The sequence below is a fragment of the Candidimonas humi genome (assembly GCF_019166065.1).
Taxonomy (GTDB): domain Bacteria; phylum Pseudomonadota; class Gammaproteobacteria; order Burkholderiales; family Burkholderiaceae_B; genus Candidimonas; species Candidimonas humi.
The window spans coordinates 703,295-727,605 of record NZ_JAHTBN010000001.1; the positions used below are offsets into that span (position 1 = coordinate 703,295).

Consider the following 24,311-nt stretch of genomic DNA (forward strand, 5'->3'; position numbering starts at 1 on the left):
CGGGCACGGCCGGCCCGGGAACTCCCGTCCGCGGCCGTCAAACGGCGGCCGTCACACAGCATCACTTCGAAATCCGCCCCGGCGATGCCTGGGGCCGTGGCGGCCCAGCCACAAAAGCACTTGCGCCGGATACTGTTTTTTTGTACAGTTCGTTAAACCAGAACTGTATTTATAAACAGTATTCCATGGCGGCCCGCTGCAAGCGCCGCCGCCCAGAGGCGCAAGGGGCCAGCAGGGTTCGACCCGCTCCGTGTTCCTCGTCACCAACGCGAGGCTCTCATGCATAGGCACTATTCTCAAACCGCCCCGGCCAAATGGCCCTTCCCTCCGATCCCCGACGGCAAGAAAAAGGCTCCCAAGCTCACTCGTCCCTCGAAACTGACCCGCGCCTCCATGCTGGCCGATATCTGCCTGGTGCTGGCCTGGGGGGCCATGATCCCGGGCATGATGTGGCTGGGGGTCGCGGTAGGCTTTTAAGCAGCCCAGGGCCGGCTTGTGCACGGCCCTCTTCCCACGGCCCGGCCTGGGCGGCCCTGCCGCACGATCCTAGTAGCTACGCAGCTCGACTTGTACCGCCTGCACGGCTCGGCCTCGTTGCCCAACCTACATTTGCCTGATCTACGTTGCCCGGCCTGCGGGGCGCGATCTACCTGGCCCAACCTAAGCGGCTCGGCCTGCGCGGCTCGCGCCTACGCGACCCGGCCAGGTTTCATGTTTCTTGGTTTGGGTGTAGAATGGCAGGCTTTGCAAACTTCATCCTCTGGCGCCAGGCCAAGAACATGAAGGATGCGCATAGCGGGGCGGGTTCTTCGTCGATCGGCCAATCTGGCTGACGAATGCAGGCTCATCCCGGCAAGCCGCTACGCGGCTGCACATCCGGATAGCAGCTATATCAAGGCGGATGCAACGGGCTTTTCCCGACGTCATCCATCCTGGCGGGTCACGATGACACTTGGAGTTCACCATGAACCTTATCGCTCTTCTCGAACAAGAAGAAATCCAGCGCCTTACCGGCGGCCAACCCAAGCCTAGCTTCGGCCCCGGCGACACGGTGGTCGTCAATGTGAACGTCGTCGAAGGCAACCGCAAGCGCGTGCAGGCCTACGAAGGCGTGGTCATCGCCCAGCGCAATCGCGGCCTGAACTCCGCATTCACCGTGCGCAAGATCTCTTCCGGCGAAGCTGTCGAACGTACCTTCCAGCTGTACTCGCCCCAGATCGCTTCCATCGAAGTCAAGCGCCGCGGCGATGTGCGCCGTGCTAAACTTTATTACCTGCGTAATCGCTCGGGTAAGGCCGCTCGCATCAAAGAGAAGCTGGTTCGCAATACGGCAAAGAAGGCTAGCGCTAGCGCCGAATAAGCGGCTCCCGCTGATCCTTAGGCAAGCGACAAAGGCACCCGCGCGGTGCCTTTGTTGTTTTATGGATGGCCATGCCGCACAGCACCGATACGCCCCCGCAACCGCGCCTGAGCCGCAGGCCTAGCTTCGATCCGCTGACGCAGCCCATTGTTTCCGTCGCCGATGTTCCCCCGGCGCTGCTGCCGTCCACCATGCAGCTCGATTTCATACGCCTGGCGTTCGGGCATAAAGTGCCATGGCAGGTCGAGCCGATTTTCGCCGACTCTTTCAGCAGCGATTTCTCGCACTTCCAGGACACGGTACGGGCTGCGGTCTTCATCCCCCTGGTGCAAAGGGCTGCCGGCCTGCACGTGATCTTCACCCGCCGCGCCTCGCACTTGCACGACCACGCCGGGCAGATCAGTTTTCCGGGGGGCCAGATAGACCGGCTCGACCGCGACGCGGTCGCAACCGCCATCCGCGAGACCCATGAAGAAATCGGCATCGCCCCGCGCTACCTCGAGCCCATAGGCACCCACCCGGTATACCTGACCTCGACGCGCTACACCATGCTGCCCGTCATAGGGCTGGTGCTGCCGGGCTTCACGATCGAGCCCAACAAGACCGAAGTGGCGGAAGTCTTCGAAGTTCCGCTGGCGGTGCTGATGGACCCGGGCATGCACAGGCTGCACAAGGCGCAATTGCCCGACGGCGGCTACCGCTACTATTTCTCCGTGACCTGGGGGCCGTATTTCATCTGGGGCGCCACGGCCGCGCTGATCCGCAACCTCTACCACTACCTGGCTGCCGCCCAGGCCTCCCAGGCCGCGCCCTAGGCCTTTCCTTCCAGACGAAAAAAAACGCCCGGCTGCATGGAGCCAGGCGCTTGATCGGGCATATGCCGCCCGCGCGGGCAGCCGCCCTGTGTCCGCAAACGGCCCGCAGGCCGTTCATGCGCTTACAGATTGGGCTGGGGCGTGGTGCGCAGGTAGGGACGCACTTCCTTGTAGCCCTTGGGGAACTTGGACTTCAGGGTGGCTTCGTCCTTGATCGCCGGGGAGATGATGACATCTTCGCCGACTTCCCAGTTGACCGGCGTGGCCACGCTGTAGTTGTCGGTGAGCTGCAGCGAATCGATGACGCGCAGGATCTCGTTGAAGTTGCGGCCGGTGCTGGCGGGATAGGTAATGGTCAGGCGGACCTTCTTGGCCGGGTCGATGACGAACACCGAGCGCACCGTGGCGGTGGCGCTGGCGTTGGGGTGGATCATGTCGTACAGCGTCGAGACCTTGCGGTCGGAATCGGCCAGAATCGGGTAGTTCACCGTGGTGCTCTGGGTGTCGTTGATGTCCTTGATCCAGTCGTTGTGCGACTGGGCGCTATCCACCGACAGGGCCAGTACCTTGACGTTGCGCTTGGCGAATTCATCGGCCAGCTTGGCGGTGTAGCCCAGCTCGGTGGTGCAGACCGGCGTGAAGTCGGCGGGATGCGAGAACAGCACACCCCAGTTGTTGCCCAGGTATTCATGGAAACGGATCTTGCCGATGGAAGAATCCTGCTCGAAATCGGGGGCCGTATCGCCCAGGCGCAAAGTCGTCATGTTAGCTCTCTTGACAGTCGTTCAAACGGATGATGTGCCCGCGCCGCGTAGCCGCCGCACACCATATAACCATATAAGGATGGGAACTCAAATTGTGTCAGCAAAGCCCGCAGCGCGGAAATACTGTTTATGAATATCCTTATTCGGCGTTTTCCGCGGCCCGGGCGTAGCGGGCCGCCACGCCCCCTTCCATGATCGAGGCCGACAGCGCCTGGGCGCGCGGCAGCACGTGTGCCGCGTAGAACACCGCGGTGGCCAGCTTGCGGGCTCGGAACGGCTCGGCATCGCCGCCTTGCGGACGGCCCGCGCAAACCAGCGCCGCCCGCGCCATCTGCCAGCCCGCCAAGGTGACGCCGGCCAGCATCAGGTACGGCACGCTGCCCAGGAACACCGCGCGCTGGTCCTCGCGCGCGTGCGCCACGATAAAGCCCACGGCCTGCTCATAGGCCGCAACCGCCGCCGTCAGCCGGCGCGCGATCAGCGCCAGGCCGGCACCATGCTCGCCGGCATCGGCCTGTTGCGCCTCGAGCTGCGCTATCGTGGCGCGCATTTGCTCGGCCAGCGCGCCGGCCACGGCGCCCGCGTCGCGCAAGGTCTTGCGGCCCAGGAAATCGTTGGCCTGGATCGCCGTGGTGCCCTCGTAGATCGGCAGGATGCGCGCATCGCGGTAATACTGCGCCGCCCCGGTTTCTTCAATGAAACCCATGCCGCCATGCACCTGTATGCCCAGCGACGCGACCTCCACCGCGCTTTCGGTGGAAAAACCCTTGACCACGGGAACCAGGAAATCGTAGACGGCCTGGTGGCGCGCACGCGCCTGCGGGTCGGGGTCATGGCGTGCGCGGTCGCATTCTGCGGCGGCCGAGTAGGCCAGCGCCCGCGCGCCTTCGGTGAGCGCGCGCATGGTCATCAGCATGCGCTGCACATCGGGATGATGGACGATGGCCACGGGGCCGTCCGAACCCTCGAGCGCACGCCCCTGCAGGCGCTCGGCGGCATAGGCGCCAGCCTGTTGCAGGGCGCGCTCGGCGAGCGCCACGCCCTGTATGCCCACTGCGAAACGCGCCGCGTTCATCATGATGAACATGTATTCCAGTCCGCGGTTTTCTTCGCCGACCAGATAGCCCACGGCACCGGGCCCAGCGTCACCCTGGCCCGACCCGTACATCAGTACCGCGGTCGGACTGCCGTGTATGCCCAGCTTGTGCTCGAGCGAGGCGCACCACACATCGTTGCGCTTGCCCAGCGTCCCGTCGTCGTTGACAAGGAACTTGGGCACAATGAACAACGATATGCCCTTGACCCCCGCCGGCGCTTCAGGCGTGCGGGCCAGCACCAGGTGCACGATGTTCTCGGCCAGGTCGTGCTCGCCATAAGTAATGAAAATCTTCTGGCCGGACAGCCGGTAGCTGCCGTCGTCCTGCTTGACCGCGCGCGTCTTGACCAGCGCGAGATCGGAGCCCGCCTGCGGCTCGGTGAGATTCATGGTGCCCGTCCAGCGGCCTTCCAGCATGGGCGGGATGTACAGGTCTTGCTGGGCCTGGCTGCCCACCATGGCCAGGGCCTCGATCACGCCGTCGGTCAGCAGCGGGCACAAAGAGAACGCCAGATTCGCGGAATTGATATTTTCGCCAGTGGCCGCCGCCACCAGCTTGGGCAGGCCCTGCCCGCCCCAACGCGGCTCGTGCTGCAGCCCCTGCCAGCCGCCCGCTGCGAACTCGCGAAACGCCTCCTGGAAGCCCGGAGTCGTGTGCACCCGGCCCTGGTCCCAAGTTGCCGGCTTGGTGTCGCCTGCGCGGTTCAGCGGCGCCACCGCCTGCTCGACGAAACGCGCGTTCTCTTCGAGCACGGCATCGACCAGCTCGCCATTGACCTCTTCGAAGCCGGGCAGCGCCAGCACCTCGTCCAGGCCGGCCAGCTCGCGGAATACAAAACCAATGTCCTGCGTGGGGGCACGATAATCCATGGAATCTCCAGACCGATATAGCCCTTGCGGCCGCACGCCGTCCGGGCAACGCCAAAGCTCCGAGAATACCAGCTATCGGCCCCCCATGGCACGGCGGCCGCGCCGCCTTCAGAGCGCGCGCGCCAGCACCTCGAAAGTCCTGGCGTCCAGGGATTGCGCGGCGTTGAAACGCAAAAAACCGCCCGCGCTCAGGGACTGGCTGAAGGCATTGCCCGGGGCCAGCACCACGCCCTCCCCCAGGCACCTGCGGGCCAGATCGGCCGCATCCCTGCCGCCCGGCAGCCGGCACCACACGAACATGCCCGACTGCGGCACCAGCCAAGGCCGGATGTCGAGCGCTTCGAGGCGCTCGACGGTCTGCTGCATCGCCTGCGCCAGCCGTACACGCAGCGCCTCCATGTGCTTGCGGTAGCCGCTGTCGGTCAGCGCCGCCAGCAGGATTTCAGAAGCCAGGCGGCCGCCGCCGAAACTGGTGGCGATCTTCAAGTCGGTCAGGCCGTCGATCCAGTCGGCGCGTGCGGCAATATAGCCGCAGCGCAAGGAAGCCGAAAGCGTCTTGGAAAAACTGCCGATATGGATGACACGCGACAGGCCGTCGAAGGCCGCCAGCCTGGGCGCGGGGCTGGTCTCGAAATCGGCGAAGATATCATCCTCGACGATCACCAGATCGGTGCCGTCGGCCAGCTTCAGCAAACGGTGCGCAACCACCGGAGAAAGCGAGGCGCCGGTAGGATTGTGGATGCCCGAATTGGTGATATAGAGCCTGGGCGTATGCTCGCGCAAAGCCCGGGCGAACGCCTCCAGGTCGGGCCCGTTCGGCGTATAGGGCACGCCCACCGCCTTGGCGCGATGCGCCCGCAGCAGCGCGTGGAAATTGAAATAGCAGGGATCGTCGACCAGCACCGTATCGCCCGGCTCCAGCAAAAAACGGCAGATGAGATCCGCCGCCTGAGTGCCGGACTCGGTCAGCATGACTTGCTCGGCCGGCGCCTCGATCCCGGCGCCGGCCATGCGCCGGGCGAGCAACTGGCGCAACGCCGGCAGGCCGAGCGGCGTCGCGTAGTCCGCAAGCGCCGCCGTGTCGGTACGGGCCGCCGCGCGCAACGCACGGCGCATGCCGGCTTCGTACATCCACGAAGCCGGCAACCAGCCGCAGCCCGGCTTGAGTATCGCCGGGTCCGCCTCCAGCGCCTGGCGCGAGACCCACAGCGGATCGACCTCGCGATCGAGCCGCGGGCCGAGCTCCGACAGGGCCAGGGGCGCGACCGGCCCCGCCACATAAAACCCCGATCCGGGCCGGGCATATATGAGCTCCTGCGCAGCCAGGCGCTCGTAGGCTTCCACCACCGTAGAAACCGAGAGGCGCATCGCCTTCGCCTGTGCACGCACAGAAGGCAGCCGCGACCCGGGCTGATAAGTGCGAGACGCAATACGCGCACGAATCGCATCCATCACCTCGTCGATCCTCGTGCCGCGCCGCGGCGCCGTCCCGGCTCTTGCCTGCATTCCGCCCTCCTCGCCGATCACACTGGCCGCCCACGGCCCGCCATCCACAGCAGCAGCCTCATTCCCGGCAGCGTCCCGTGGATCCCAGCCACACTGCCCTGAGCCCGGCCCAGCGGCCTCGAAGCCGGCCATACTGGCTCCCCCCAAACCGTATTGCCAGAAAATACATAACAGTTTCTTTGGATTGTACTGCTCTGTTACTGGGAAACCTACGGCTTCCGTGTTCTACTGCCTAGGCTGCAAGCGCCGGCCTCGAAACACACCCCGCACGAATCGCGTCCTCGCACACAGCGTACAAGGCACAACACGCCGCCCATTGCCGCGCCCCCTCCGAACGAGATTGCACCCACACCGCCAGCAACGCAGCATCAACAAAGCACGCAGGCCACGCACATACACACGCCACGCGCTACACACGTGCATACGCAACGCACACACGCACACGCACACGCACACGCACACGCAAGCAAAGGAAAACCGACAATGGAAAAGACAGCAAGCGGATGGATCAGCGGCTTCATCGGAGTGCTGATCTTCGCCGGCTCGCTGCCCGCGACCCGCGCCGCGGTCATAGACCTCGACCCCACATTCGTCACCTGCGCGCGGGCAAGCATCGCCGCCCTGCTCGGCCTGGCGCTCCTGCTGGCGCTGCGGCAACGCCGGCCCGAAGCACGGCTCATACCCGCGCTGGCCCTCGTCGCCCTGGGCGTAGTCGTCGGCTTCCCGCTGCTGACGGCACTCGCCTTGCGCCACATCTCATCGGCCCACTCCATCGTCTTCCTCGGCCTGCTGCCGCTGTGCACCGCCGCATTCGGCGTACTGCGCGGCGGCGAACGCCCCCGCCCGGCCTTCTGGCTGTTCGCACTACTGGGCAGCGCCTTCGTCGTCGGCTACGCCCTGCTGAGCGGCATCCAGGCCTCCTTCCAGGGCGACCTGCTCATGCTGGGCGCCATCGTCGCCTGCGGCCTCGGCTACGCAGAAGGCGCAAAATTGTCCCGCAAACTCGGCGGCTGGCAAGTCATCAGTTGGGCGCTCGTACTGGCGCTGCCCGTCATGCTGCCCCTGGCCCTGTACACCATGCCCGCATCATTCGCCGGCACAAGCATCTCGGCCTGGCTCGGCCTCGCATACGTATCCGTCTTCAGCATGCTGATAGGCTTCATGTTCTGGTACCGCGGCCTGGCGCTGGGCGGCATCGCCGCCGTCAGCCAGCTACAACTGCTGCAGCCCTTCTTCGGCCTGGGCCTGGCCGCGCTGCTCTTGCACGAAACCGTAAGCTGGGCCATGCTCATCGTGACCCTCGGCGCAGTAATCTGCGTCGCCAGCGCCAAAAGATTCGCCGCCTGAAACCACCACCCCGCCTGCACAGCGAACCCCACGCCCTCCGCCTGCCTACAAAACCAGCGGAGAGAACGGGGTACCTCCTGGAGGTGAGTGGGTCATCGAACCGGAAGGAGGTACCCCGTTCTAGGCCGCGGCCTAAAGAACCCAATCAACGACGCACCAATCAACAAACCCGCCACCCGTCTACAAAATGAGCGGAGAGAACGGGGTGCCTCCTGGAGGTGAGTGGGTCATCGAACCGGAAGGAGGTACCTCGTTCTAGGCCGCGGCCTGAAGAGCCCGATCTCCGACGTACCAACGGCAATTCCGCTCCAAGCCGCGAATCAAGAACCCGGCCACCGACGCCAACAGCAACCGCGCCTGAAGAACCCGGCCTCACGACAAACCGGAATCCACAACCCCCACCCGCCTACAAAACCAGCGGAGAGAACGGGGTGCCTCCTGGAGGTGAGTGGGTCATCGAACCGGAAGGAGGTACCCCGTTCTAGGCCGCGACCTAAAGAACCCGATCCACGACGTACCGATAAAAATAAACAAACCCCGCCCGGAATTACCCAAAGCGGGGCTTGTCACACGCGCGGCGCATCTGCCGCGTAAAACCACGCAGTATTACAGCGCGGAAACCAACTCCGGCACGGCCTGGAACAAATCCGCCACCAGCCCATAATCCGCCACGCCGAAAATCGGCGCCTCGGCATCCTTGTTGATCGCCACGATCACCTTCGAATCCTTCATCCCGGCCAAATGCTGGATCGCACCCGAAATACCAATGGCCACATACAACTGCGGCGCCACGATCTTGCCCGTCTGCCCCACCTGCCAGTCATTCGGCGCATAACCCGCGTCCACCGCCGCGCGCGAAGCGCCCAGCGCCGCACCCAGCTTGTCCGCCAGCGGATCGAGAATCTTGAAATTCTCCGCGCTGCCCATCCCGCGCCCGCCCGACACCACAATCTTGGCCGCAGTCAGCTCCGGACGATCGCTCTTGGCCACCTCGCGCCCTACAAAAGACGACAGCCCCGAATCCGCCACCGCCGCCACGCTTTCCACGGCAGCCTGGCCGCCCTGTGCCGCCGCCGCATCGAAGCCCGTGGTACGCACCGTAATCACCTTTACCGGATCGGCCGACTGCACCGTGGCAATCGCATTGCCCGCATAAATCGGACGCTGGAACGTATCCGGCGACTCGACCGCGATAATGTCGGAGATCTGCGCCACGTCCAGCCTGGCGGCCACGCGCGGGGCCACATTCTTGCCCGAGGCCGTGGCCGGGAACAGGATATGGCTGTAATCCTTCGCCACCGCCAGCACCTGCTCGGCAACGTTCTCGGCCAGCTCGTCGGCCAGTTGCGGCGCATCGGCCAGCAGCACCTTGGAAACGCCCGCGATCTGCGCGGCCTGCTCGGCCACCGCCTGCGCGCCGCTGCCCGCGACCAGCACATGCACATCGCCGCCGATCTTCGCCGCGGCAGCCACCGTGTTCAGCGTCGCGCCCTTCAACTGGGCATTGTCGTGTTCGGCTATTACCAGATTCGTCATGATCAGATCACCTTCGCTTCGTTCTTGAGCTTCTCGACCAGAGTGGCAACATCGGGCACCATCACGCCCGCCGAACGCGCCGGCGGCTCACTGACCTTCAGCGTCTTCAGGCGCGGCGCCACATCCACGCCCAGATCGGCCGGCGTGTAGTTGTCGAGCTGCTTCTTCTTGGCCTTCATGATGTTGGGCAGCGTGACGTAGCGCGGCTCGTTCAGGCGCAGGTCGGTGGTGACGATCGCCGGCAGCTTCAGCTTGATGGTTTCCAGGCCGCCGTCGACTTCGCGGGTGACGGTGGCGCTGTCGCCGGCCACTTCCAGCTTGCTGGCGAAGGTGGCTTGCGGCCAGCCCAGCAGCGCGGCCAGCATCTGGCCCGTCTGGTTGGCATCGTCGTCGATCGCCTGCTTGCCCAGGATCACCAGTTGCGGCTGTTCCTTGTCGACCAGCGCCTTGAGCAGCTTGGCCACCGCCAGCGGCTGCAGCTCGGCATCGGTCTGCACCAGGGCGCCGCGGTCGGCGCCGATGGCCATGGCCGTGCGCAGGGTTTCCTGGCATTGCGCCACGCCGCAAGACACCGCCACGACTTCGGTGGCTGCGCCCTTTTCCTTCAGGCGCGTGGCTTCTTCGACGGCGATTTCATCGAACGGATTCATCGACATCTTCACGTTGGCGATGTCCACGCCGCTTTGATCGGACTTGACGCGCACCTTGACGTTATAGTCGACGACGCGCTTGACGGGTACTAAAACCTTCATCCAGCATCCTCCAGGGAATTGTCAAAAACCAAAAGACCAAAAGAAATCCGTCGGTGTCTGTGGCGCCGCAATACCTGGCCGGGCAGCGAGCTGCCCCGGCCGGCGCAAGAAATTGCTGCAGCGCAATGATTTAATCAGCCATTCTACAACTTTGCCAGCGCGCGTATGTGGGCGGCAACGCTGCGCCCCAGCGCCGACAGGTTGTAGCCGCCCTCCAGGAAGCTGGCGATACGCCCCTGGGCCGTCGTGTCGGCCAGGGCGACGATCTGCTCGGTAATCCAGGCATAGTCGGCCTCTACCATGCCGAGCTGGCTCATGTCGTCCTCGCGGTGCGCGTCGAACCCCGCCGAGATGAAAACGAATTCAGGCCGGAAGGCCTCCAGTCGGGGCAGCCAGACATCGCTCGCGATCTGCCGCAACATATCGCCGCCGGTATAGGCCTGCACCGGTATGTTGAGCATATTGGATGCCGCCGGCGGCGCCCCGCTGCCGGGATAAAAAGGGTGCTGGAAAAAACCGCACATCAATACCCGCTCGTCGCCGGCGAACATTTCTTCGGTGCCGTTGCCGTGATGCACGTCGAAGTCGATTACGGCCACCCGCTGCAAAGCGTATTTGTCCAGCGCGTAGGCCACGGCCACCGCAATATTGTTGTAGATGCAGAAACCCATGGCCTGGCCCGGGCGCGCGTGGTGCCCGGGCGGGCGCACGGCGCAAAAGGCCGTTGCCGCCTGCCCCTGCATGATGGCGTCCACCGCCGCCAGGCCGGCGCCCGCCGCCACCTGTGCCGCTTCGAGAGAATGCGGGTTGAGCAGCGTGTCGGGATCCAGCTCGAAATAGCCCTGGGCCGGCGCATTGGCCTGCAGATAATTCAGGTACTGGGGCGTGTGCACGCGCAGAAGATCGTCGCGCTGCGCCTGCGGCGCGCGGACCTCGCGCAGGAAGTCGAGCAGGCCGCTGGACAGCAACTGGTCATTGATGGCGTCCAGGCGCGCCGGACACTCGGGATGCCATTGCCCCATCTCATGCAAACGACATGCCGGGTGGGTAATATATAGGGTCTCCATAAGGATGATTATGTTCAAACCCCTTCGTGTTTTGCAAGCCACCTTGCTGGCCCTGGCCTTGAGCGGCTGCGCGACGACGAAAACCCGCCCCGCCGCCTCGCCAACCGCGCCGCCCGCGGCCAGTGCGAACGCGACGACGGCGCCCTCCATCCAGGCGGGCAAATCCATGAGCGGTTCCACCAGCTTCCAGGATGCCGGCGGCCACTTGCGGCCCGACATCGAAGCCTATGCGCGCGAAGTCTCGCAAGTCCGCGGAGTCCCGCTGCCGCGCGTCGAGACCGTGCTCAAGGCCGCCCGCTACAACGCCACGGTGGCGCGCCTGATGCAGCCGTCCAAGATTCATGTGCGCCGCAGTTGGGTCACCTACCGCAAGCGCTTCGTCGACCCCATACGCATCCGCGCCGGCGCGCAGTTCTGGATGGAAAACCAGGCCACGCTGGATGCCGCCGCCAGCCGCTACGGCGTGCCGCAGTCCATCATGGTCGCGATCATCGGGGTCGAGACCATCTACGGCAGGCAGACTGGGGGCTTTCCGGTGATCGACGCACTGGCTACGCTGGGCTTCAGCAATCCCGACGACACGCGCCCCGAACGCAGCCGCATGTTCCGCGACCAGTTGGCCGACCTGATCCAGCTCGATAACGAAAAGAAACTCAACGCCCTCGATGTCGAAGGCTCTTATGCGGGCGCCATCGGCCTGCCCCAGTTCATGCCGGGCAGCATCATGCGCTATGCCGTCGACGGCGATGGCGACGGCCATATCGACCTGCTCTACGATCCTAAAGATGCAATCCCGTCGGTAGCCAATTATTTGCGCCAGAACGGCTGGGTGCCCGGATTGCCGGTCTTCGCGCCGGTACTGCTGCCGCCCGATGCGGGCTCGCTGGTGGCCGGCGGCATCGTGCCCAGCACCGGCTGGGCGCAACTGCAAGCGCGCGGCGCCAAGGTCCGCCCGGGCGCCGCCAATACGGCCTGGGAACAATATCCGCTGGGCGTCGTGGACCTGATCGACGAGCCGCGCAATCTCAAGGAATATCGCACCGGCACGCCGAATTTCTTCGCCATCACGCACTACAACCACAGTTATTTCTATGCGGCTTCGGTCGCCGACCTGGCCCAGGCCATTGCCGATAACCTCGGCCTGCCCGGCCCGAACTGAATGCCCGAGCCAGCGCGGGCCCGGGGCGTGCCGGGCTCGCCACACGAGCCTGGCAGCGGTGCGCAACCGACTAGCGATAACAGGGCTGGAAAGAGGCAAGGCCAGATATGCCCTGCCGGCCAGGCCGCCGGCGCGCCGGCGGCCCATCGCCAGTCAACTCAGTTGAATACCCCGGTCGACAGGTAGCGGTCGCCGCGGTCGCAGACGATGAAGACGATAGTGGAATTCTCGACTCGAGCCGCCACCCGCAAGGCTGCCACCGCCGCGCCGGCCGACGAGATTCCGCCGAAGATGCCTTCTTCGGCGGCCAGCCGCCGCGCCATGTCTTCGGCTTCCGATTGCTGGATCAATTCGAATTCGTCCACTTTGGACGCATCGTAGATCTTCGGCTGGTAGGCCTCGGGCCACTTGCGTATGCCGGGGATCTGCGAGCCCGGCGCGGGCTGCGCGCCGACTACGCGTATGCCCGCATTTTGCGTATGCAGATAGGTGGCCACGCCCATGATGGTGCCGGTCGTGCCCATGGCGCTGACGAAGTGCGTGACCTGGCCGTCGGTCTGCTGCCAGATCTCGGGGCCGGTGGTCTCGATGTGCGCTCGGGGATTATCGGCATTGGCGAACTGGTCGAGCACCTTGCCCTTGCCCTCGGCCTGCATTTTCAGGGCGAGGTCGCGTGCGTATTCCATGCCGCCCTCGCTCGCCTTGGTGAGGATGAGCTGCGCGCCGTAGGCCGTCATGGCCGCGCGGCGTTCCTGCGACAGGTTGTCGGGCATGATCAGGATCATCTTGTAGCCGCGTATCGCGGCGGCCATGGCCAGCGCGATGCCGGTGTTGCCGCTGGTGGCTTCGATGAGCGTGTCGCCCGGGGAAATCTCGCCGCGTTCCTGCGCATGGCGGATCATCGAGCTGGCGGCCCTGTCCTTGACCGAGCCGGCCGGATTATTGCCTTCCAGTTTTGCCAGTATGACATTGCCGCGGGCCTCGCCGGCCGCGCCGGGTATGCGTTGCAGGCGCACCAGAGGGGTGGAGCCTATGGTGTCTTCGATAGTGGGATATTTTTTCATGCGGAAATCATACACCCATACCCGGGCCCATACCCGAGGGCGTTTCGCCGCTCCAGGCGCAAGGCGGCAGGGCCGGAAAACGCGGCGCCCAGCCCGCCTTGCGCAAGGGATGCCGCTTCAGCGCGCCGCCTGCTTGCCGGGCCGCGACGATGTCTTGGCGGTGGTCTTGTGGCCCGCAACCGGCTTGGCGGCCGCAGTAGCGCTGGCGGGCCGCGACGGAGCCGCGGCGGAGCCCGCCGCTGCGGCGGACGCCACGCCCGCCCCTACCGTCAGGCCCGAAGCCTGCAGGGTCACGGCTTTCTTGGGCCCTATGCCCTTGACGCGCTCGGCCAGATCTTCGAAAGATTCGAAGCGGCCGCCGCGCGCCCGCTCTTCGAGTATGACTTGCGCGGTCTTCGGGCCTATGCCGCGTACGGACTCGAGCTGCGCCTGGGTGGCGACGTTGACGTCCACCGCTTGCGCCGCGGACGCCAGCATGAGGCCTGCGGCCAGCCCCAGGGCGTTCAGCGCGGGGCGCCAGAAGGGCCTGCGGCCGCGGCCGGCAACGCCGCGGGCAGGCGCCAGATCGCTCGCGCCCAGCGGGCGCGCGACGGTCGATTCGGTAAAGGGATTCATGGGATCTCCTGGTGATGGAATGGGCATGAAGACCAAGGCCTTCATGGCTTCCATCATCGCGGAGCCGGCCGCGCCGGTCGAGGATGCCGGCACCATAAGATCCATAGGTAAAGCTACCGCGGCCTCGATCCATGCAGGCGCCGCAGCACACCCCAAGGGCAATCCGCGGCCGGGGCCGCTGCGGCAGCGAAGCCTTGCGGCGCCGGCGGCATGGCGCCGATACTCCCGCAGCCGGGCCCGCTCGGCCCCGGCCCGCAAGCCTTTACAGCCGGCCTCGCTCCAGCAGCGTGCGCACATAGGACGCTACCCCTGTGCCTACATCCCGGAAGGGCTGCGCGTAGCCGGCGCCGCGCAACTGGGTCAAGTCGGCCTGGGTATGGCTCTGGTAGCGGCCCTTCAGGTCATCGGGGAAGTCGATGTAGCGTATCAGTTGCTGCTCGACCATTTCCTGCAGAGAGAGTTCGGGCCGACGATCCGCGGCGCGCAGCGTGTTGACCACGGTGCGCGCCACGTCGTTGAACGGCTGGGCACGGCCCGTGCCGCAATTGAAGATGCCGGATTTATCGGGATGATCGAGGAAGTACAGATTGACGTCCACCACGTCGTCGATGAAAACGAAATCGCGCAGTTGCCCGCCATCGGCATAGCCGTCCCAGCCGCCGAACAGGCGCACGTGCCCTTCCTTGCGGAACTGGTTCATGTTGTGAAAGGCCACCGAGGCCATGCGGCCCTTGTGCTGCTCGTTGGGCCCGTACACATTGAAGTAGCGCAGGCCAACCACCGGCGCCGCCAGCGCGTCCAGATGGCGGCGCAAGACCTGGTCGAACAGATACTTGGAATAGCCGTATACGTTCAGCGGCGACTCGTGCACCGGGTTCTCGGCATATACCGGACCGGCGCCGTACACCGCCGCCGAGGACGCATACACCAGCGGTATTTTCTGCGTCTGGCAGTATTCGAACAGCTCGCGCGTCACCGTATAGTTGTTGTCGAGCATGTACTGGCCGTTGCGCTCGGTGGTGTCCGAGCAGGCCCCCTGGTGCAGCACCGCTTCCACGCCCGAGAACTGGCGGCGCGCCACGCGCTGGCGGAACTCGTCCTTGTGCAGGTAGTCGGCGATGCGGCAATCGACCAGGTTGATGAACTTGTCGCCCTGGGTAAGATCGTCGACCACCATGATGTCGGTGTATCCGCGACGGTTCAGCCCCGCCACCAGGTTGCTGCCTATGAAGCCGGCGCCGCCGGTCACTATGATCATGCCAATTCTCCTGCCGTCACCACCGACGTTCCGAGTTTGCCCACCACGATGCCGCCGGCCCGGTTCGCCCAACGCATGGACTCTTCCCAGGACAGCCCCGCGGCGCGCGTCACCGCCAGGGTCGCGAGCACGGTGTCGCCCGCCCCCGACACATCGAATACCTCGTGTGCCTGCGCATCGACGTGCGCACGCCCGGCCTGCGTGAACAGCGTCATGCCTTGCTCGGAACGGGTCACCAGCAAGGCCTCGAGCTGCAGCTCGGCGCGCAGCGCCTGGGCGCGCTCGGTCAACTCTTCCTCGGTCTGCCAGCGCCCTACCGCTTCTTGCATTTCGGCCCGATTAGGCGTGACCAGGCTGGCGCCGCGATAACGCTTGTACAAATGCCCCTTGGGGTCGACCAGCACCGGCACGCCGGCCTCGCGGGCCGCGGCGATCAAGCCTTCTACCTGGCCGAGCACGCCCTTGGCGTAATCGGACAGCACCAAGACGTCGTGGCCGCGCAGCAGCGCGGAGGCCTCGGCGCGTATGCGTTCCAGGCTATCGGGGGCCGGGCCCTGTTCGAAATCTATGCGCAACAGTTGCTGCTGACGCCCCAGCACGCGCATCTTGGTGGTCGTGTGCAGGCTGGCGTCGTCGACCAGATGCGTGGCGATGCCGGCCTCGGCGGCCAATTGCGCCACCTTCTGTCCAGCCTCGTCCATCCCCACCACGCCGAGCAGCGTGGCCTGCCCGCCCAGGGCAACAATATTGCGCGCCACGTTGGCCGCGCCGCCCAGGCGGTCTTCGCGCCGCGCCACGCGCACCACCGGCACCGGGGCTTCGGGCGAGATCCGTTCCACCTCGCCGAACCAGTAGCGGTCGAGCATCACATCGCCGACCACCAGCACCCTGGCCCGGCTGATCGCGTCCACAGGAAACACCATCACTTCAACTCCTCGAGACGGCGTGGCTCGTAGGTTTCCCAGGAATTGCATCCCGGGCACTGCCAATAGAAATGCCGCGCCTGGAAGCCGCAGACACGGCATGCGTAGCGATCCAGGCGCTGGGTATGCTTGTGGATCAGCGAGCGCAGCAGGCTCAGGTCTGCGCCTTGCGGCGAGCCGGGCGGCGGCGCGGCGTCGCCGCTGGCCAGTTCGGCCTCGAGCAGGCGGTCCAGGCCCAGCAGCGAAGGATGGGCCCGCAAGGCTTCGCGCGCGAAATCCCAGGCGGGCGTATAGCCGGCCTGATTGCGCAGCTCGCGAAACACCACGTTGAAAAGATCGAGCTCGGGATGGCGGGAATAATGGTCGCGCAACAGCGCCAGGCCTTCGGCCGGATGGCCCGCGGCACGATACAGTTCCAGCAGGTCGGAGGCCACCAGACCCGCATACTCGGGCGCCGTGGACAGCACGGACTCGAGATAGACGCGCTCGCGCTCGGGGTTCTGGTTGAGCTTGGCGAGATTGGCGCGCAGCATCGCGATGCGCGCCTCGCTCGCCTGGCCCACGCCCTTGCGGTTCAGCGCCCGGACGGCGTTGTCTGCGGCATCCAGCGCCTCGTTGGCCAGTTGCATGTCGGGCGGCTTGGCCATCATGGCGGCCTGCGCCCGCTCGCACTGGTAGTGCACCAGTTGCGGCACGGGCTCGTCGACCAGCGCGCGCAAGCGCTTGACGGCATCGATGGCCTTGGGCCAGTCATGCTCGGATTCATAGATACGGATCAACGCGCGCACCGCGGGTATGGCAAAGCGCGTGTCCTGCACGATCTGGAACGCCTGTTCGGCGCGGTCCAGCATGCCCGCCTTGAGAAAATCCTGGGCGATCTCGTGCTGCGCATGCTCGCGATCGGCCAGCGGCAGGTCGGCGCGCGACAGCAGGCTTTGATGCACGCGGATCGCGCGCTCCATTTCGCCGCGCCGGCGAAACAGGCTGCCCAGGGCGAAGTGCAGTTCCGTCGTCTCGGGATCGAGCTTGACCACCTCGACGAAGGCGTCGATGGCGCGGTCGGGCTCTTCATTGAGCAGGAAGTTCAGGCCCTTGAAATACGAATCGGGCATGGCGCGCGTCTCGGACAACATCTGGCGAATGTCGACGCGCGCCGCGATCCAGCCCAGGGCGAACAGGATCGGGACGAAAATCAGCCACCATGGTTCGAAATCCACTCTGAGGCCTCGGTCGCAGCGTTACAGGGGAGCCATGGGCGCGATCGTCTCCGGCGCCACGGCCGCGGTGGGCGTGACCGGATGCTTGAGGCGGTCTTCGAGGCGTTCGAGTTCGCGGCGCAGCCGGCGCGTCTCGCGCGCGCGGCGCATCAGCGCGGGCATGGCAGCCAGCAGCCCGAACAGCGCGCCCAGCACGAACAGCACCAACATCACCACGATCAGCGGCACGCCCCTGATCGCGTGGTCCGCGTACAGGCCCACGTCGACCGGGCCGGTATTCTTCAGGGCGAACAATAGCACCAGGATGAACACCAAGATCCGCAACACCCAGACCACGTAACGCATAGTGCAAACTCCAATGTAACGGCGGGACGGCCGCCAGGATGGCTGGGCGGCCGAAACCCAGATTGTAATTGGGAAACGGCGCCCGGACAGCCTTGCAACATCGGGACGCCCCAAGCCCGCCTGTGTGGCGCGCATTCCCCAGCCTCGATGGCCGCGGAAAAGGCGGCCGCCGGCAGACAGGACGGTCGCGGCAAAAAAAAACCGCTGCTCGCGCAGCGGGTTTTTCGACAATCAGACTGGCCCGCGGGCAAACGCGGGCCTTGGTCGCATACAGGCCGCCATGGCCGGCAGGTTTCAGCCGTGCATCATGCGGGTATCGAGCTGGCCCAGTTCGTAAGAGGGCTCGGCTGCCGCCCTGACCTCTTCTTCATAGGCCGAATCGACCCGCTCGCGCAATTCCTTGCCGGCCTTGAAGTGCGGCACCTGTTTGCCAGGCACCAACACTTTCTCGCCCGATTTGGGATTGCGGCCCACCCGCGGCGAACGCTCCGACAGGGAAAAGCTGCCGAAGCCGCGGATCTCGATGCGCTGCCCGCTGGCCAGGGCCTGGGTCATCGCATCGAGCACCGTCTTGACGGCGTAATCCGTGTCGCGCGCCGCCAGTTGCGGATAGCGGCTTGCCAGTATCGCGATCAGCTCTGACTTAGTCACGCCAATTAACCATCGTCGCGTTGTTGGTCCAGCTTGGCCTTCAGCAGGGCGCCCAGATTGGTGGTGCCCGACGAAGCGCTGGCCTCGGACATGCGCTGGATGGTATCGGCGGTCTCGGCGTTGTCGCGTGCGCGGATCGAAAGCTGGATCGAACGCGTCTTGCGGTCGATGTTGACGATCATGGCTTCGACGTTCTCGCCGGCCTTCAACACCGTGGTGGCGTCCTCGACGCGGCCCGCGGAGATCTCCGAGGCGCGCAGGTAGCCTTCGACGTCCACCGACAGGGTCACGACAGCGCCCTTGGGCTCGACCGACTTGATCACGCCCGGAACAACCGCACCCTTGTCGTAGGTGGCCACGAAATTGTTGAAGGGATCGCCTTCGAGCTGCTTGATGCCCAGCGAGATGCGTTCCTTGTCGGTGTCGATGCCCAGCACCACGGCGTCGATTTCGTCGCCCTTCTTGAAGCCGCGCACGGCTTCTTCGCCCGACTCCGTCCAGGACAGGTCGGACAAGTGCACCAGGCCGTCGATGCCGCCGGGCAGGCCGACGAACACGCCGAAGTCGGTAATCGACTTGATGGCGCCGCGCACCTTGTCGCCGCGCTTGAAGTTGACAGCGAACTCTTCCCAGGGATTGGGGCGGCACTGCTTCATGCCCAGCGAGATGCGGCGACGGTCTTCGTCGATCTCGAGCACCATGACTTCGACTTCTTCGCCCAGGGTGACTACCTTGCGCGGATCGACGTTCTTGTTGGTCCAGTCCATTTCGGAGACGTGCACCAGGCCTTCGATACCGGCCTCGACCTCGACGAAAGCACCGTAGTCGGTCAGGTTGGTGACCTTGCCGAACAGGCGGGTGCCTTGCGGGTAGCGGCGCGCCAGGCCGACCCAGGGATCTTCGCCCAGTTGCTTGACGCCCAGCGAGACGCGGCTCTTTTCCTGGTCGAACTTGAGCACCTTGGCCTCGACTTCCTGGCCCACCTGCAGGACCTCGGAAGGATGGCGCACACGGCGCCAGGCCATGTCGGTGATGTGCAGCAGGCCGTCGATACCGCCCAGGTCGACGAACGCGCCGTAGTCGGTGATGTTCTTGACCACGCCCTTGACCACTGCGCCCTCGGAGAGGGTTTCGAGCAGCTTCTGGCGTTCTTCGCCCATGCTGGCCTCGAGCACCGAGCGGCGCGACAGCACCACGTTGTTGCGCTTGCGATCGAGCTTGATGACCTTGAATTCCAGGGTCTTGCCCTCGTAGGGGGTGGTGTCCTTGACCGGACGCAGGTCGACCAGCGAGCCGGGCAGGAAGGCGCGGATGCCGTTGGTCATGACGGTCAGGCCGCCCTTGACCTTGCCGGTGATGGTGCCGTTGACCAGTTCGCCGGATTCCAGGGCCTGTTCGAGCTGCAGCCAGGCCGACAGGCGCTTGGCGCGGTCGCGCGACAGGATGGTGTCGCCGTAGCCGTTTTCGAGCGAATCGATGGCGACGGAAACGAAGTCGCCCGCCTTGACTTCGAGTTCGCCCTGGTCGTTCAGGAATTCTTCGATGGGAATGAGGGCTTCGGACTTCAGGCCGGCGTTGACGACAACGAAATTGTGGTCGACACGCACGACTTCCGCGGAAATGACCTCACCGGACTTCATGTCCTGGTTTTTGACGCTTTCTGCGAAAAGGTCGGCAAAGCTCTCGCCGCCGGAAGTGGCGGCAGTGGTGGGAATGGAAGACATTAAGTTGAATCCATGTGGCCGCAAGGGCCGTTAAATAACACGCCAAAGTATCGCGCATACCCGGCGGAGTGAACAAAAACCCCCGGCCTTGCCGGCGCCGCGAGCGCCTTCAGGTCCGGGAACCCAGGCTCGACCAGAGATCGAGCACCTGCTTGACTGTTGCATCGACGGAAAGATTCGACGAATCGATCGTCCGGGCGTCCGGCGCCGCCGCAAGCGGCGCATTGGCCCGGTTGCGATCGCGCGCATCGCGCTCCCGCATATCCTGCAACAGGTCCGCTAGATTAGCAGAAAATCCCTTTTCCTTCAACTGCTTACAGCGCCTCTGCGCACGGGCTTGGACGTCGGCCACGAGAAAAATCTTCAGGGGCGCGTCGGGAAACACCACGGTCCCCATGTCGCGCCCGTCGGCCACCAGTCCGGGAGCCCGGCGAAAGGCCCGCTGGCGATCGAGCAGCGCCTGGCGCAGCGGCGCGTAGGCCGCGATTTTCGAGGCCAGGTTGCCCACTTGCTCTTCGCGGATGCGTGCCGCCACGTCGACGCCGCCCATCCAGATGCAGCCCGCATCGAAACGCACGTCCAGGTCCTGGGCGGCTCGCGCGACCGCGGCTTCGTCGCCCGGATCGATGCCGCCGTCGAGCACTGCCAGGGCGGCCAGCCGGTACAGCGCCCCGCTGTCCAGCACCGACCAGCCCAGGGCCTGGGCGACCCGGTGGGCGATCGTGCCCTTGCCCGAGGCCGTGGGGCCGTCGATCGTGATCATCGGAATGGCGGCCTCGCCGGCCGCGCTGCTCGTATCGCTCATGTCTGTTCCCCGCACCCTGCTTCAGTCTCGCAGCAGGCCCTTGAACACCGTGAAATAGTCCGGGAAGGTCTTGCTCACGCAGCCCGGATCCAGGATGGTGACCGGCACAGGCCCGAAAGCCGCCAGCGAAAAGCACATGGCCATGCGGTGGTCGTCGTAGGTGGCGATGGCGGCCGGACGCCACTGTCCCGCCTGCACGGGGTGCACCCGCAGCCAGTCTGGCCCCGATTCCACATGGGCGCCGAGCTTGGCCAGCTCGGTGTGCATGGCGTGGATCCTATCGGTTTCCTTGACACGCCAGCTGCCTATATTGCGCAAGGTGCAGGGCCCGTCGGCATACAGCGCCAGCGCCGCGGCCGTCATGGCCGCGTCGGGTATCAGGTTGAAATCCAGGTCGAAGGCCTGCAGTCTGCCGCCCTCGGCCACGCAGACGCCGCCGGCCTCGATCGCGTCGGCCTCGCGGCGGATGCGCGCACCCATGGCCTCGAGCGTATCGGCAAACGCGACATCGCCCTGGATGCTGGCGGCGCCCACCCCGCGGATGCGCACCGGGCCGCCCGCTATGGCCCCCAGCGCCATGAAATATGAGGCCGACGAAGCATCGCCTTCGATCGGCAGCGTGCCGGGCGAACGATAGGCCGCGCCGGCCGGCACGACATAGCGGTTCCAGCCCTCGCGCCGCACCTCGACGCCGAAACGCGCCATCAGGTTCAAGGTGATCAGGATGTAGGGCTTGGAGATCAGCTCGCCCTCGACCTCTATGACGAGATCGGCGCCGGCCCGGCTTGCCAGCATGGGCGCGGCCATCAGCAGCGCCGTCAGGAACTGGCTGGACACCGAGCCCTTGACCCGCACGGGCCTGTCCACCTTCAGGCTGCCGCGGCCTATGGCCAGCGGCGGATAGCCCTCGGCGCCCAGGTAGCGGATATCGGCGCCCAGGGCCCGCAGCCCGTCGACCAGGTCGCCGATGGGACGTTCGTGCATGCGCGGCACGCCCGACAACTGGTAGTCGCCCCCCATCACGGCCAGCGCCGCGGTCATAGGGCGAAAAGCCGTGCCGGCATTGCCCAGGAACAGCTCGGCCTGGCGCACGGGAAACGGGCAGGCGCCCTCGATCTCGACCTCGGTGGGGCCGATATTGCGCACCGCCACGCCGAGCTGCCGCAAGGCAGCCAGCATGACGCGCGTGTCGTCGGAGTCGAGCAAGCCCTGCAGGCGCGTGCGGCCCTGCGCCAGCGCGGACAGCAGCAGCGCGCGGTTGGAAATGCTCTTGGAGCCGGGCAGCACGACTTCGCCCCCGGCGCGGCGCGCCGGCGCCAGGGTCAGGCTATCGGCCTTGGACATGGCATCCCCTTTCGCCGCCGCGCGATCTCTCTTGCAATGGAATCATGACAGCCCGCTCCTGCTGCCCCACAGGCGGCGCGCCAGCGCGGCGCGCTCGAGCCAATCGTACAGATCCTGGCCGTCCTCGCGTTCCAGCGCCTGTTCGGCCTGCGCCAATGCCTGCCTGATTTCCCGCAGCTCGGACAGCACCGCCGCGCGGTTGGCCAGGAAGATGTCGCGCCACATTTCCGCCGAGCCGGCGGCGATGCGCGTGAAATCGCGAAAACCCGTGCCGGCCAGGCTCAGGCGCACGTCCGAATCGCGCGACGCGGCCACTTGCTCCATATAGACCGAGGCCAGGAAATGCGGCACATGGCTGACCGAGGCCAGCACCACATCGTGCGCCTCGGGCTCCATGGTCAGGACGCGCGCGCCGCAGCTTTCCCACAAGCCGGTCAAGCGCAGGCGCGCATCCATGGAATTTTCCGCCAGGGGCGTGAGCACTACATTGCGGCCCCGATACAGAGTCGCGTCGGCGGCCTCGGGGCCGGTGCGCTCGGCGCCGGCAATGGGATGGCCAGGCACGAACTGCGCGGCGCATTCGCCCAGCGCGGCGCGCGCCGTGCGCGCCACGTCCGCCTTGGTGCTGCCCACATCGGTAACAAGCGTCCCGGCGCGCAAATGGGGCTTCAGCTCGGACAGGATGCGGCCCATGGCGCCCACCGGGGTCGCCAGCATGATCAAGTCGGCGCTGGCGGCCGCCTGCCGCAAGTCGACGGCCTCGTCGATGAGCCCGAGCCGCTGCGCCTGCTGCAGCGTATGCGCATGGCGCCCCACCCCGAGCACGCGCCCGACCCTGCCCGCGGCGCGCAGCGCCGCGGCGAACGATCCTCCGATGAGCCCTACCCCGACGACCGCAAGCACATCAACCCGGGCCTGCCCGGTAGCCTCGGCCGCGGCGTTCATTTGTCCGCGAGCACCGCGGTGAGCGCCTCGATGAAGCGGGCGTTCTCCTGCGGCAGGCCGATGGACACGCGCAGCCATTCGGGCAGGCCGTCGCTCGTGACCGGGCGCACGATGACGCCGCGCTTGAGCAGTTCGAGGTTGACGCGCGCCGCGTCGCCCACTCGCACCAGCACGAAATTGCCGTAGCTGGGCACGTATTGCAGGCCGAGCTTGCCGAAGGCCTCGGCCAGCGCCTGCTTGCCCGCCTTGTTGACTTCGTAGGCGCGCTGCAGGAAATCCTTGTCATGCAGCGCGGCAATGGCCGCCGCCTGCGCCAGGGTATTGACGTTGAAAGGCTGGCGCACGCGGTTCAGCAGGTCGGTCAGGCGCGGCTGCGCCATCGCGAAGCCCACGCGCAGGCCGGCCAGGCCATAGGCCTTGGAGAAGGTGCGCACGACGATCAGGTTGGGAAAGCGCCGCACCCAGGCGGAGCTGTCGAAACGCAGCTCGGGGTCGAGATATTCGTTGTAGGCTTCGTCCAGCATTACTGTGACGCGCTCGCCGTGGGCCGCGTGCACCGCGGCCAGGAAGGCTTCCACCTTGGCCGAGGGCAGGAAGGTGCCGGTGGGATTGTTCGGATTGGCCACGAACAGCAAGCGCGTATCGGCGTCGATGGCGGCCAGCATGGCGTCGAGGTCGTGGCCGTAGTCCAGGGTCGGTACCATGATGTGGCGCGCGCCGCGCGCCTGCGTGGCCAGCCGGTAGACCGCGAAGGCATGCCGCGAATAGACGCAGGACGAGCCCGGCGCCAGGAAGGCGAGCGAAGCCAGTTCGAGCAGGTCGTTCGAGCCATTGCCCAGGGTCAGCCACGAGGCCGGCACGCTGTAGTGCTCGGAGAGCGCTGCCTTGAGGTCGAAGCCGTTGGGGTCCGGATAACGGGCCAGGGTGCCCGCCGCTTCCATCATGGCGAGCTGCGCCGTAGCGGGCAGGCCCAGCGGATTCTCGTTGGAAGCCAGCTTGACGATGGCCGCGGGGTCGAGCCCGAATTCGCGGGCCAGTTCGTCGATGGGCTTGCCGGCCTGGTAAGGCGCGATATCCAGGATATACGATGGCACCTGGGCATCCTGCCCGAGGTTCTTGGCGTCGTTGGCGTTCATTTGGAGCGTGTC

General features: G+C 65.8%; 23 protein-coding genes. 5 read left to right on the forward strand and 18 right to left on the reverse strand.

Annotated features, from left to right (window positions below; genetic code table 11):
• Window positions 1–279 precede the first annotated feature (279 nt).
• The 3 genes from KVP10_RS03055 (at window position 280) to KVP10_RS03065 (ending at window position 2,175) form a co-directional block, all read left to right on the forward strand.
• Window positions 280–477, forward strand: a complete 198-nt coding sequence (locus KVP10_RS03055) for a hypothetical protein (RefSeq protein WP_217962961.1) — start codon at window positions 280–282, stop codon at window positions 475–477.
• Between the two features lie 487 nt (window positions 478–964).
• Window positions 965–1,360, forward strand: a complete 396-nt coding sequence (gene rplS, locus KVP10_RS03060; protein WP_217962962.1) for a 50S ribosomal protein L19 — start codon at window positions 965–967, stop codon at window positions 1,358–1,360.
• A 71-nt stretch (window positions 1,361–1,431) separates the two neighbouring features.
• On the forward strand, window positions 1,432–2,175 hold the full coding sequence (locus KVP10_RS03065; RefSeq protein ID WP_217962963.1) for an NUDIX hydrolase: 744 nt from the start codon (window positions 1,432–1,434) through the stop codon (window positions 2,173–2,175).
• Window positions 2,176–2,297: 122 nt separating this feature from the next.
• On the opposite strand, the gene KVP10_RS03070 is transcribed toward KVP10_RS03065, so the two are convergent.
• From KVP10_RS03070 to KVP10_RS03080, 3 genes are all read right to left on the reverse strand, one after another.
• Window positions 2,298–2,939 (reverse strand): peroxiredoxin, encoded by a 642-nt coding sequence (locus tag KVP10_RS03070; RefSeq protein WP_217962964.1) that lies wholly within the window; start codon window positions 2,937–2,939, stop codon window positions 2,298–2,300.
• A gap of 139 nt (window positions 2,940–3,078) precedes the next feature.
• Window positions 3,079–4,905 carry an acyl-CoA dehydrogenase gene (locus KVP10_RS03075; protein WP_217962965.1) on the reverse strand — a complete coding sequence of 609 codons (1,827 nt, stop codon included), beginning with the start codon at window positions 4,903–4,905 and terminating at the stop codon, window positions 3,079–3,081.
• Between the two features lie 108 nt (window positions 4,906–5,013).
• Window positions 5,014–6,411 carry an aminotransferase-like domain-containing protein gene (locus KVP10_RS03080; protein WP_246600257.1) on the reverse strand — a complete coding sequence of 466 codons (1,398 nt, stop codon included), beginning with the start codon at window positions 6,409–6,411 and terminating at the stop codon, window positions 5,014–5,016.
• Window positions 6,412–6,894: 483 nt separating this feature from the next.
• Between KVP10_RS03080 and KVP10_RS03085 the strand changes: the two genes are divergently transcribed.
• Entirely contained in the window at window positions 6,895–7,758 is an 864-nt protein-coding gene (locus KVP10_RS03085) for a DMT family transporter (RefSeq protein ID WP_217962966.1), read from the forward strand.
• A gap of 606 nt (window positions 7,759–8,364) precedes the next feature.
• On the opposite strand, the gene KVP10_RS03090 is transcribed toward KVP10_RS03085, so the two are convergent.
• The 3 genes from KVP10_RS03090 to KVP10_RS03100 form a co-directional block, all read right to left on the reverse strand.
• The gene (locus KVP10_RS03090; RefSeq protein ID WP_217962967.1) at window positions 8,365–9,294 is read right to left on the reverse strand and encodes an electron transfer flavoprotein subunit alpha/FixB family protein; all 930 of its coding nucleotides are present in this window, start codon (window positions 9,292–9,294) and stop codon (window positions 8,365–8,367) included.
• A 2-nt stretch (window positions 9,295–9,296) separates the two neighbouring features.
• The gene (locus KVP10_RS03095; RefSeq protein ID WP_217962968.1) at window positions 9,297–10,046 is read right to left on the reverse strand and encodes an electron transfer flavoprotein subunit beta/FixA family protein; all 750 of its coding nucleotides are present in this window, start codon (window positions 10,044–10,046) and stop codon (window positions 9,297–9,299) included.
• A 143-nt stretch (window positions 10,047–10,189) separates the two neighbouring features.
• Window positions 10,190–11,113, reverse strand: a complete 924-nt coding sequence (locus KVP10_RS03100) for a histone deacetylase family protein (protein ID WP_217962969.1) — start codon at window positions 11,111–11,113, stop codon at window positions 10,190–10,192.
• 10 nt (window positions 11,114–11,123) lie between these two features.
• Between KVP10_RS03100 and mltB the strand changes: the two genes are divergently transcribed.
• Window positions 11,124–12,272, forward strand: a complete 1,149-nt coding sequence (gene mltB / locus KVP10_RS03105; RefSeq protein ID WP_217962970.1) for a lytic murein transglycosylase B — start codon at window positions 11,124–11,126, stop codon at window positions 12,270–12,272.
• A 158-nt stretch (window positions 12,273–12,430) separates the two neighbouring features.
• Here mltB and cysM read toward each other — a convergent pair whose 3' ends face one another.
• From cysM to hisC, 12 genes are all read right to left on the reverse strand, one after another.
• The gene (cysM, locus tag KVP10_RS03110) at window positions 12,431–13,336 is read right to left on the reverse strand and encodes a cysteine synthase CysM (protein WP_217962971.1); all 906 of its coding nucleotides are present in this window, start codon (window positions 13,334–13,336) and stop codon (window positions 12,431–12,433) included.
• 117 nt (window positions 13,337–13,453) lie between these two features.
• Window positions 13,454–13,951, reverse strand: coding sequence for a ComEA family DNA-binding protein (locus KVP10_RS03115; protein ID WP_246600258.1), 498 nt, complete (start codon window positions 13,949–13,951; stop codon window positions 13,454–13,456).
• Window positions 13,952–14,213: 262 nt separating this feature from the next.
• The gene (gene rfaD / locus KVP10_RS03120; RefSeq protein WP_217962972.1) at window positions 14,214–15,209 is read right to left on the reverse strand and encodes an ADP-glyceromanno-heptose 6-epimerase; all 996 of its coding nucleotides are present in this window, start codon (window positions 15,207–15,209) and stop codon (window positions 14,214–14,216) included.
• The gene (rfaE1, locus tag KVP10_RS03125; protein ID WP_217963085.1) at window positions 15,206–16,132 is read right to left on the reverse strand and encodes a D-glycero-beta-D-manno-heptose-7-phosphate kinase; all 927 of its coding nucleotides are present in this window, start codon (window positions 16,130–16,132) and stop codon (window positions 15,206–15,208) included. The genes rfaD and rfaE1 overlap by 4 nt, the downstream gene beginning before the upstream one ends.
• Window positions 16,132–17,349 carry a lipopolysaccharide assembly protein LapB gene (gene lapB, locus KVP10_RS03130; protein ID WP_217962973.1) on the reverse strand — a complete coding sequence of 406 codons (1,218 nt, stop codon included), beginning with the start codon at window positions 17,347–17,349 and terminating at the stop codon, window positions 16,132–16,134. The genes rfaE1 and lapB overlap by 1 nt, the downstream gene beginning before the upstream one ends.
• A gap of 21 nt (window positions 17,350–17,370) precedes the next feature.
• On the reverse strand, window positions 17,371–17,694 hold the full coding sequence (locus tag KVP10_RS03135) for a LapA family protein (protein WP_217962974.1): 324 nt from the start codon (window positions 17,692–17,694) through the stop codon (window positions 17,371–17,373).
• Between the two features lie 294 nt (window positions 17,695–17,988).
• Complete coding sequence (locus KVP10_RS03140) at window positions 17,989–18,345, reverse strand: integration host factor subunit beta (RefSeq protein WP_217962975.1); 357 nt, start codon at window positions 18,343–18,345, stop codon at window positions 17,989–17,991.
• A gap of 5 nt (window positions 18,346–18,350) precedes the next feature.
• Window positions 18,351–20,069 carry a 30S ribosomal protein S1 gene (rpsA, locus tag KVP10_RS03145; protein WP_217962976.1) on the reverse strand — a complete coding sequence of 573 codons (1,719 nt, stop codon included), beginning with the start codon at window positions 20,067–20,069 and terminating at the stop codon, window positions 18,351–18,353.
• A gap of 109 nt (window positions 20,070–20,178) precedes the next feature.
• The gene (cmk, locus tag KVP10_RS03150) at window positions 20,179–20,874 is read right to left on the reverse strand and encodes a (d)CMP kinase (protein ID WP_217962977.1); all 696 of its coding nucleotides are present in this window, start codon (window positions 20,872–20,874) and stop codon (window positions 20,179–20,181) included.
• A gap of 21 nt (window positions 20,875–20,895) precedes the next feature.
• Complete coding sequence (gene aroA, locus KVP10_RS03155) at window positions 20,896–22,218, reverse strand: 3-phosphoshikimate 1-carboxyvinyltransferase (protein WP_217962978.1); 1,323 nt, start codon at window positions 22,216–22,218, stop codon at window positions 20,896–20,898.
• Window positions 22,219–22,260: 42 nt separating this feature from the next.
• Complete coding sequence (locus KVP10_RS03160) at window positions 22,261–23,163, reverse strand: prephenate dehydrogenase (RefSeq protein ID WP_217962979.1); 903 nt, start codon at window positions 23,161–23,163, stop codon at window positions 22,261–22,263.
• Entirely contained in the window at window positions 23,160–24,299 is a 1,140-nt protein-coding gene (gene hisC, locus KVP10_RS03165; protein WP_217962980.1) for a histidinol-phosphate transaminase, read from the reverse strand. The genes KVP10_RS03160 and hisC overlap by 4 nt, the downstream gene beginning before the upstream one ends.
• Between the last annotated feature and the right edge of the window lie 12 nt (window positions 24,300–24,311).